The following is an 8694-nucleotide window of genomic DNA, read 5'->3' on the forward strand; positions in this document are numbered from 1 at the left end:
GCCGAAGGCTGCGATCTTTTGATTTTTTAAAAACAAAATCAAGAGATCGCAGCCTTCGGCAGCTCCTACATCTATGTGAACACCGCAGCCTTCAGTAGGAGCCGGTTTGCTGGCGATGGTCGTCAACGATAACGCGTCAATCCTGATGCCCCGCGGCGCCTTCAGGTTTTTCGCTGGCAAGCCAGCTCCTACAGACGCATGCACTCAGCAATCAGGCCGGCCGCTCCCACAGCGATTTGCGATGTTCTGAAGACCGCAATTACTCCTACACTATGGCCAATCCGTGAGCGCTTTCGCTCATTGTCCTGTGCCGGAGCTGCTTGATGCTGTCGTTGCTCACTGAACACCCGCTGATTTGCGCCTTGATCCTGCTTCTGATCGATTTGGTGTTGTGGCGCCTGATCGATGCCAGCCATTACAGCTGGAAACTGATTGCACGGCTGCTGATCTTCTCGCTGTACAGCGTCCTGCTGTTCAACGAGGGCATGAACCCGATGGTGCCGGCGCCTTGGGTGGACAACGTGCCGCTGCATCTGGCGGCGACAGGTTTGCAGATCGCCTGGTGGCTGTTCGCTGCGCGCACCCTGACGGTGCTGATCGGCGCGGTGATGATGCAACGGGTCGGGCATACCGGGCGCTTGCTGCAAGACTTGCTCGGTGCGCTGATTTTCCTGATCGCGGTGATCGCGGCGCTGGCCTACGTGCTCGAGCTTCCGGTCAAAGGCGTGCTGGCGACGTCCGGCGCTTTGGCGATCATCGTCGGCCTGGCCTTGCAGAGTACCCTCAGCGACGTGTTTTCCGGGATCGTCCTCAACACCACCAAACCCTATCAACTGGATGACTGGATCGCCATCGACGGCACCGAAGGTCGGGTCATCGATATCGATTGGCGTGCCACGCGTCTGCAGACGTCCCAGGGCAGCATGATCGTGATTCCCAACTCCCTGGCGGCCAAGGCCAAGATCACCAACTTCAGCCGTCCCAGCGACATGTTTGGCGTGTCGATCAGTTTGCAGGTCAGCCCCCATGTCCGGCCGCAAACCGTGATCGATGCCCTTGAGCGAGCGATGCAGGGGTGTCGAATTCTGTTGAGCACGCCAGGTCCGAAAGTCGCGCTCAAAAGCTCCAGTCCTGCTGGTTCGGAGTATGAAATCAGCGGGTTTGTCGCCTCGATGAGCGAAAAACGCACGGTGCGCAATCAACTCTACGATCTGGCGTTTCGGCACTTGAACGCATCGGGGATCAATTTGCTGTCGAGTGTGGAGCCCAATCCGACGATCGACTGCTCACGGCCACGGGCATTGCTCGAAAGTTCGCCGATTTTCTCTACCTTGCGCGTCGAAGAGAAAGAAACCTTCAGCCAGAACATGACCCTGCAAAACTTTCGTGCCGGCGAGACGATCCTGGCAGCGGGAGAGGTCAGCCATCACTTGTTCATCATCGAGTCAGGCGTGGTGTCGGTGACATTGAACATCCACGGTGCCCCCATCGAAACCGGGCGCATGGGGCCAGGGGAAGTGATCGGCGAAGCGGGCATCCTGACCGACAGCTCGTCGCTCGCGCAATTCAATGCGAAAACCAATTGTGGGCTTTATCGCATTGAAGAGAGCTACCTCAAACCCTGCCTGGACGCCCGTCACGACATCAACGATGCGATGAAAACCTTGCTGGATTTCCGCCTGCATAAGGTGCAGTCGCTGATCCAGGAAGTGCCAGTGGTGGTGCGCAAGAAAGGATTTTTGCAGTGGTTACTCAAGCGGGCGTGAGTGGTCTCCTCGACTTCTGGATTATTGGCTATTTGTACAAATCGCACTGGGGTCTAACGTAGCTCCACACCCATTTGCCCTGGAACATGCCATGCAACCGCGTATCGATTTCTACACTGCTAGCCCAGATGCCCTTAAAGCCATGATTGCCCTGGAGACCGCCGTTTCCAAGCTGCCACTGGAAAAGACCCTGATCGAGCTGGTCAAGCTGCGCGCCTCGCAAATCAACGGCTGCGCCTTCTGCATCGACATGCACACCGCCGACGCGATCAAGGGCGGCGAAACCCCGCGTCGCCTGTTCGCCGTGACGGCCTGGCGCGAGGCGCCGTTCTTCACCGACCGCGAACGCGCTGCGCTGCTGTGGACCGAAACGTTGACCCAACTCAGCCTGACCCACGCCCCGGACGAAGACTACGAAGTGGTCGCCGCCCAGTTCACACCCAAGGAAATGGTCGACCTGAGCGTGGCCATCAGCACCATCAACAGCTGGAATCGCCTGGCCGTTGGTTTCCGCAAGACGCCTCAGGCCTGATTTTCTGGCGCAGTGCCGCCGCCACCCCTCCACCCTGATCGTTCCCACGCTCTGCGTGGGAATGCCTCAAGGGACGCTCCGCGTTCCAGCCTATATGCCGATTTCTGGTCTGGCGCCGATGGGGACGCGGAGCGTCCCGAGCTGCATTCCCACGCGGAGCGTGGGAACGATCAAACATGGTTGCCGAGGCTCAATGCGCATCGGCACTCGGCGCGGCCGGTGGTTGCACTTTGCGCATCAAGGGCACCATCGCCGTGGCGATGATGAAACAGACCATGATCATCAGGAACGCATCGCCGTAGGTTTGCGTCTGCGCTTCGCGGTAGGTCAGCAGCCAGAGCTGATGCAGGCTGGCAGTGACTCCGGTGTCACCGCTCTGGCCCAGGGCGGCGAAGTTATTGCCGACCTGGGACAACCATTGGTTGAGCGCCTCGTTGGTGCTGTTGAGGTTTTCGGCCAGCCGGGTGAAGTGCAGGTTGGTACGGTCATTGAGGATGGTCGCGCACGCGGCGATACCGATGGCGCCGCCCAGGTTGCGCATCAGGTTGAACAGCCCAGAAGCATGTTTGAGTCGCGCCTGGGCCAATCCACCCAAGGTCAGAGTCACTGTTGGCGGCACCGCCAGTTGCTGGGCAATCCCGCGCAAGGCTTGCGGCAGCATCAATTCTTTTGCCCCCCAGTCATGGGTGATCGGGCTGAAATCCCACATCGAGAGCGCGAACAGCCCAAGGCCGGTCATCATGATCCAGCGCAAATCGATACGGTTGGCCAGAAAGGCATACAGCGGAATGGCCATGAGTTGGAACACGCCGGTGGAGAAAATCGCCAGACCAATGTCCAACGCGCCATAGCCACGAACTCGACCGAGAAACAGCGGTGTCAGGTAAATGGTGGCGAACAGGCCGATGCCGGTGACGAACGAAAAAAAGCAACCCAGCGCGAAGTTACGGTCTTTCAAGGCGCGCAAATCGACGATCGGGTTGGCCACGTGCAAGCTGCGGCCAATGAAGGCCAAGCCGGCCAGGCCGCTGATCCACGCGGTGGTGAGGATCGTGCTGTCGCTGAACCAGTTCCAGCGCGGGCCTTCTTCGAGGGTGTATTCGAGGCAGCCGAGGAACAGTGCCAAAAACACCATGCTGATGTAGTCGGCGCCTTTGAGCAGCGACAGTTCCGGCTGGTCGATCTTGACCAGCATCGGCACGGCCACGGCGACGAAAATCCCCGGCACCAGGTTGATGTAGAACAGCCAGTGCCAGGACGAAATGTCGGTGATCCAGCCACCGATAACCGGCCCCAGTGTCGGTGCCAGCGAGGCCACCGCGCCGATGGTCGCGGCGGCGATCACCCGTTGCTTGCCGCCGAAGAACACGAACGCCGTGGTGAACACCATCGGGATCATCGAACCGCCGAGAAACCCTTGCAGGGCACGAAAGGCAATCATGCTCTGAATGTTCCAGGCCAGGCCGCAGAGCAGGCTGGTCAGGGTAAAACCCACCGCCGACGCGCAGAAGAGCCAGCGTGTGGAAAACACCCGGGAGAGCCAGCCGGACAACGGAATCACGATGATTTCGGCGATCAGGTAACTGGTTTGCACCCAGGCGGTTTCGTCGGTGCCGGCGGACAGTCCGCCGCCTATGTCACGCAATGACGCCGAGACGATCTGGATATCCAGCAGCGCAATGAACATGCCGATGCACATGGTGGCGAAGGCAAAGACCTTGGTCGCCGTGGCCATACTCGCGGCATCGAACGGTTGCGCCGGGGCGGCGAGGGCGCGGCTCATGGTGCGCTGGCCACGGCAGGGGCATCCGGCGCTTTACGGGTGTCCACTTCAGCAGTTACGGAGAGGCCAGGGCGCAGATGACCGAGCACGCTGTCGGCGGGGTCCAGGTGAATACGCACCGGCACCCGCTGCACGATCTTGGTGAAGTTGCCGGTGGCGTTTTCCGGTGGCAGCACGCTGAATTGCGAGCCGCTGGCCGGTGCGAGGCTGTCGAGATGGCCGTGGAATTCTTGCCCATTGAGCACGTCGGCGTGAATGATCACCCGCTGCCCCGGCACCATGCGCGCCAGCTGGTCTTCCTTGAAATTGGCATCGACCCACAAGCCACGGGTCGGCACCACCGAGAGCATTTGCGACCCGGCCTGGGCATAGGCGCCAACCCGGGCGCGGCGATTACCGATCACGCCATCTACCGGTGCCCGAAGCTCGGTGTAGCCGACGTTCAACTGCGCCAGATCGCATTCGGCACGGGCCTGGATCAACGCAGCGCGGGCCTGTTGTTTCTGCGTGGCGATCACGTTCAATTGCCGCTGCGCCGCCAGCAGTTCTGCTTGAGCGCGGCTACTTTGCGCTTGGGCCGTCTTGAAAGTGGCGTTCGCCCGTTGCGCGCTTTCCACCGAAACGGCGTTAGTGGTCACCAGCTTCTTGTAGCGCGCATCGTCATCCCGGGAACGGGCGGTTTCGGCCCCGGCGGCATCGATGCCGGCGCGGGCTTGGCCGATAACGGCCTGTTGAAGTTGTTCGGTGGCATCGAGGTTGGCGAGCAAGGCTTCCTCGGCCGCTACTGCGCCTTCGGCCTTGGCCAGGTTGGCGCGGTAATCGCGTGAGTCCAGGCGAATCAGCACGTCGCCGGCCTTGACCTGCTGGTTGTCGGTGACCAGCACTTCGTCGATGTACCCCGCGACCTTCGGCCCGATTACCGTTACGTCGCCGCCGATGTAGGCGTCGTCGGTTTCCTCGATAAAGCGACCGGCCGTCCACCAATGCGAGGCATACACACCGGCCAGCACCAGAGCAGCGATGCCGACGGTCGGCAGCAGCAGGCGTTTGAGCAGGGGAGTCTTGGTGGTCTTCACCGGCACGGCAAGGTCGGGTTCAACGGTGGACATGCTGGTCATGGAGGATTACCTGTGAAATCGCCGAGTTATTACGATCGTAATATGACGTAGGTAATATATTGTTGCAAACGGTTTCTGGTGCCGGTGGTCAGGTGGTGGGGAGGTCTTATACCGGGCGAAGAAACCACAAGCGGGCGTGCCCGCGAAGAGGCCGGTACATCCAACATTGATGCTGGCTGACCTGACGCCTTCGCGGGCAAGCCCACTCCCACAGGGTTTGGAGTTGTCCATGGATCTTGTGGGCGACAAAAGAACCTGTGGGAGCGGGCTTGCCCGCGAAGGGGCCGGCACATTCAACATTGATGCTGACTGACCTAACGCCTTCGCGAGCTCCCACAGTTTGATCGTTGTCGTACACAGATTTATGTTCGCAACATAACTACTGTAGGAGCGAGGCTTGCCCGCGAAGAGGCCGGTACATTCAACAAAAATCTGAATGTGAAACCTTCATCGCGGGCTTCACATTTAAAGGAATCGAGCAAAAAATACCGTTACGCGGGTTGGGGCGATACATACTTTTTGAACAATGATCTTGCCCCATAGGCAGGCAGGATGTTGAAAACAGCGAAGCACATTTTTATCGCTATTTGGGCGTAAATAATCTTAAGGATGTCGCTGTTTTCCATCGTTCCATAAAATGCAATAGAGCAAAATATGAAGCTGTCTATTATTACAGCGAAAAAGGTGCTGAAGAAGACGCGCAAAAATAGAAATTTGGAGTTTGTGAGTTCTTTGATTTTGCAAAGTAGGTACGAGTTGACATATTCGGAGAATAGGAAAGAAATGCAGGACGCTACCAAGACAGATGATATGTGAGAGATTACTTCGCTGTACGGATCGTCAAGTTTCCAGCCTTCTAGACCAGGAAGATAGCTGGTGGTGCTCAGCGAAGTTGTAATGAAAACATTACTTGCAAGCGTAAGTAATATTGCTCGTCTTGCAAGTCGAAAGCCGTAATATTCGTTTAATATGTCAACTACTAGGAAGGTTAATGGGTACAAAAATACGCCTGATATAATAATTATGTCGAAGAATTCTATGTGTATAAGTTTTGTCGCAGCGATGTTGCTGAATAAATAAAGTGAAAAAAGAAAAAGGTTGAGGGTGACGTAAATCATCCATGATCTTTCATGTCGGTCAGTCATTTCGTACGCAGTCAATGCAATGCCGCGAGAATAGAATTTTCTATAAATATCTTTTATTTCTGATTTGTTAAGATTGTCTAGTATTTCGCATTTCAGAAGCTCGCCTAAATTTATTTTTATGATTTTCCCGGTAGAGATAATCATTATTATTGCAAGTTCTTTATCGTTTTCGAATCCTAATAGTTTGTATTTGCTGTTTTCTGTCTCGCTCCTGTTAACCATTAAACCTTTCCTCTATGACTTCTCCTACTACAAACGTAGTCTCCGAATTAAAAAGGTTTGCAGTGGTAATAAATAGTTTTTTTGTCGCTTTGTCGTACATCAGTTTTTCTCGATCGCTTTGTGATATGCCTTTTCTTATTATCAGTAAATCACCAGGTTCATTGGAACCACTGATTTCCCTTTCCAAAAGAACTCCGATGAGGTTACATGCTACGCCAAAATAATATGTCAACGGATGGAGTGTCGCTAACTCGCCAATCCGTTTGTCCAGGCTTTGTATAAGTAAACTTTCTTTTATTATTGGGACTGCGGCGGGGTTCATGTTCCCGTCTGGCGAGATACTACTTTCTATTGTTTCTCTCTCCTTAAAATCCACTCTTTCTATTTCTTCATAGGAAACGCCGAAAAAATCGGAAATTCTACGAATTGTGGATTGTTGAACATTTGAAACTCTTCCCTCCAGTATGTTGTATATGGTTGTTCTGGTTAAACCTGTGGAGTTGCATAGCGATAGTTGGGTTTCTCCTCGGCTTTTAATTAGATATTTTATGTTGTTTTTCAAGTTTTTAGCTTTTTCGTGTTTGTGCATTGAAATTGCCATAAGGTTGTCGTTGGAAGCTCCCTGGCGCCGTTAGAAAGCGGGCCAGATGCTATTTCGAATTTTGAGTTCGATATGCCAAAATTATGTACAAATTTGTGTCTAAGTCACGGCGTGCAAACGTTAGAAGATGTTTCGGCGTCGAATGCATGGAAAAATAGCGATTTTTCTTACAGAAAACAGCCTGTTTTTTATGGCGATTTCAAATCGGCCAATACCGTGTCTTTCTTTTCAGCTGGCCGAACTCGGGAAATGCACAAACATTAATCACTATTAATCATTTTTCTTAACAGATGTTCACTTGTTTGAGTGATTAAAGCTGATTTGTTTTTATTGTTTTTATCTCGTTAATAATATGCGTAGAGTTGTCAGTATGGTCCTGTGAACTACCTAAAGTTCTGTTCATTGAATTCGCAAGGAGCTTTGGCATGAAAAAAGATCTCAATTCCTCGGAGTCACATAACCATTCTATAGATGACACTGTATCTTCACCCAATCGCCCCAACCCCCCCGAACACATGGTCACCGTGCACGTGCGCAATCACACCCGCCCCGAACCCGACAACCATTTCTTTGCCGTCATCCCGGACCACGGTACGGAATCCCTGCTCTGCCAAGCCTCTGAAACCCTCGCTTCTGTGGGCGTTATGGTTGCCGACCTTGCCCGTGAACTCGAAGGCCCGCGCCGGCATTTGATTTTGGCCATTCAGCAAATGTCTGCGCTGGGCGAGTTGCTGGTCAATCGAGCGCTGGATGAGCTGGAAATACCTGGCGAATCGGGTGAACCATCACCCAACAGCCAACGATGAACCGCTACGTTTATTTACCCAAAGGAGGTTTTACGTCATGGATCGATACATGCCCGTCACCGGTAACGACTGCAGCATTCCATCGTTGCTGATCGACACGCAGGCACCACTGGACGTGTTGCACGAAGCCGCAGCCTATCGCATTCGTACTGCAACGCAGTTGCTGGAGGTGTTTGCGTTTGGCGAGGGTGTCCACAGTGAGCTGGCGCGGGCGTTGGTGATTTCACTGCGTGATGGCTGCGATTTGTTGGACGTCGTCGGCAGACGATTGCAGCGACAGGTTTGAGCATGAAAAAGGCAGACGTCCTGACTTGTTCGGGGCGTATGTTTGCGCTCTACAGACAGAAAGAGCGCTTCAGCCCATCAACGCCATCAGTTGTTGTCATCCATAAAAGCTCCCTTCTAAAACTGTTGTAGGAAAAATACGTTTCCTGTTTGCGAAATTTCCTGTTCGTCCAGATGGCCCAGCTTTAGGCGTGGCAACGCTGTTGGCGTGCGCCGCATTCTATGGAGCGCTCAGCCATGGGGCGTTGCACTGCATATCACATGCCGGGCGCGGGCTGTGGGAATGATTTCGAAACAGGAGATGCAACGATGAACAAGGGTTATTTCATAGGTTTGGGCGATAAAACCAGCTGCGGCGGCGAGGTTCTGGACGGTGATCGCAGAATCATTTTTTGTGGCCTCTTGCATGCCTGCGAGGGTGATCGGGTTTCTTGCG

The 8694-nt window shown here is 54.4% G+C and carries 8 protein-coding genes and 1 pseudogene; 4 read left to right on the forward strand and 5 right to left on the reverse strand.

Annotated elements, in window-relative coordinates:
- A pseudogene (locus ACRESJ_RS02565) lies at positions 1–180 on the reverse strand (hypothetical protein); the annotation flags it as partial.
- 143 nt (positions 181–323) lie between these two features.
- Here ACRESJ_RS02565 and ACRESJ_RS02570 point away from each other — a divergent pair.
- Entirely contained in the window at positions 324–1766 is a 1443-nt protein-coding gene (locus tag ACRESJ_RS02570) for a mechanosensitive ion channel domain-containing protein (protein ID WP_431756495.1), read from the forward strand.
- Between the two features lie 91 nt (positions 1767–1857).
- Positions 1858–2298, forward strand: coding sequence for a carboxymuconolactone decarboxylase family protein (locus tag ACRESJ_RS02575; protein WP_431756496.1), 441 nt, complete (start codon positions 1858–1860; stop codon positions 2296–2298).
- 190 nt (positions 2299–2488) lie between these two features.
- Here ACRESJ_RS02575 and ACRESJ_RS02580 read toward each other — a convergent pair whose 3' ends face one another.
- The 4 genes from ACRESJ_RS02580 to ACRESJ_RS02595 all read right to left on the reverse strand — a co-directional run bounded on the left by ACRESJ_RS02580 (position 2489) and on the right by ACRESJ_RS02595 (position 7155).
- Positions 2489–4081, reverse strand: a complete 1593-nt coding sequence (locus ACRESJ_RS02580; protein WP_431756497.1) for a DHA2 family efflux MFS transporter permease subunit — start codon at positions 4079–4081, stop codon at positions 2489–2491.
- Positions 4078–5199, reverse strand: a complete 1122-nt coding sequence (locus ACRESJ_RS02585; protein WP_431756498.1) for an HlyD family secretion protein — start codon at positions 5197–5199, stop codon at positions 4078–4080. Before ACRESJ_RS02585 ends, ACRESJ_RS02580 begins: the two co-directional genes overlap by 4 nt.
- Positions 5200–5690: 491 nt before the next feature.
- The gene (locus tag ACRESJ_RS02590) at positions 5691–6566 is read right to left on the reverse strand and encodes a queuosine precursor transporter (RefSeq protein WP_431756499.1); all 876 of its coding nucleotides are present in this window, start codon (positions 6564–6566) and stop codon (positions 5691–5693) included.
- Positions 6559–7155 (reverse strand): helix-turn-helix transcriptional regulator, encoded by a 597-nt coding sequence (locus ACRESJ_RS02595; RefSeq protein ID WP_431756502.1) that lies wholly within the window; start codon positions 7153–7155, stop codon positions 6559–6561. Before ACRESJ_RS02595 ends, ACRESJ_RS02590 begins: the two co-directional genes overlap by 8 nt.
- A gap of 437 nt (positions 7156–7592) precedes the next feature.
- Here ACRESJ_RS02595 and ACRESJ_RS02600 point away from each other — a divergent pair, with 437 nt between their 5' ends.
- Positions 7593–7973 (forward strand): DUF6124 family protein, encoded by a 381-nt coding sequence (locus ACRESJ_RS02600; RefSeq protein ID WP_431756500.1) that lies wholly within the window; start codon positions 7593–7595, stop codon positions 7971–7973.
- Between the two features lie 37 nt (positions 7974–8010).
- Positions 8011–8259 carry a hypothetical protein gene (locus ACRESJ_RS02605; protein WP_431756501.1) on the forward strand — a complete coding sequence of 83 codons (249 nt, stop codon included), beginning with the start codon at positions 8011–8013 and terminating at the stop codon, positions 8257–8259.
- Positions 8260–8694 lie beyond the last annotated feature (435 nt).

It is taken from the genome of Pseudomonas sp., assembly GCF_050739655.1.
Classification (GTDB): domain Bacteria; phylum Pseudomonadota; class Gammaproteobacteria; order Pseudomonadales; family Pseudomonadaceae; genus Aquipseudomonas.

Excerpts from the sequence above, each read along its gene's own strand:
- ACRESJ_RS02570 (WP_431756495.1), top strand. The coding sequence starts at position 324 with ATGCTGTCGTTGCTCACTGAACACCCGCTGATTTGCGCCTTGATCCTG.
- ACRESJ_RS02600 (WP_431756500.1), top strand. The coding sequence starts at position 7,593 with ATGAAAAAAGATCTCAATTCCTCGGAGTCACATAACCATTCTATAGAT.
- ACRESJ_RS02590 (WP_431756499.1), bottom strand. The coding sequence starts at position 6,566 with ATGGTTAACAGGAGCGAGACAGAAAACAGCAAATACAAACTATTAGGA.
- ACRESJ_RS02580 (WP_431756497.1), bottom strand. The coding sequence starts at position 4,081 with ATGAGCCGCGCCCTCGCCGCCCCGGCGCAACCGTTCGATGCCGCGAGT.
- ACRESJ_RS02585 (WP_431756498.1), bottom strand. The coding sequence starts at position 5,199 with ATGACCAGCATGTCCACCGTTGAACCCGACCTTGCCGTGCCGGTGAAG.
- ACRESJ_RS02575 (WP_431756496.1), top strand. The coding sequence starts at position 1,858 with ATGCAACCGCGTATCGATTTCTACACTGCTAGCCCAGATGCCCTTAAA.
- ACRESJ_RS02595 (WP_431756502.1), bottom strand. The coding sequence starts at position 7,155 with ATGCACAAACACGAAAAAGCTAAAAACTTGAAAAACAACATAAAATAT.
- ACRESJ_RS02605 (WP_431756501.1), top strand. The coding sequence starts at position 8,011 with ATGGATCGATACATGCCCGTCACCGGTAACGACTGCAGCATTCCATCG.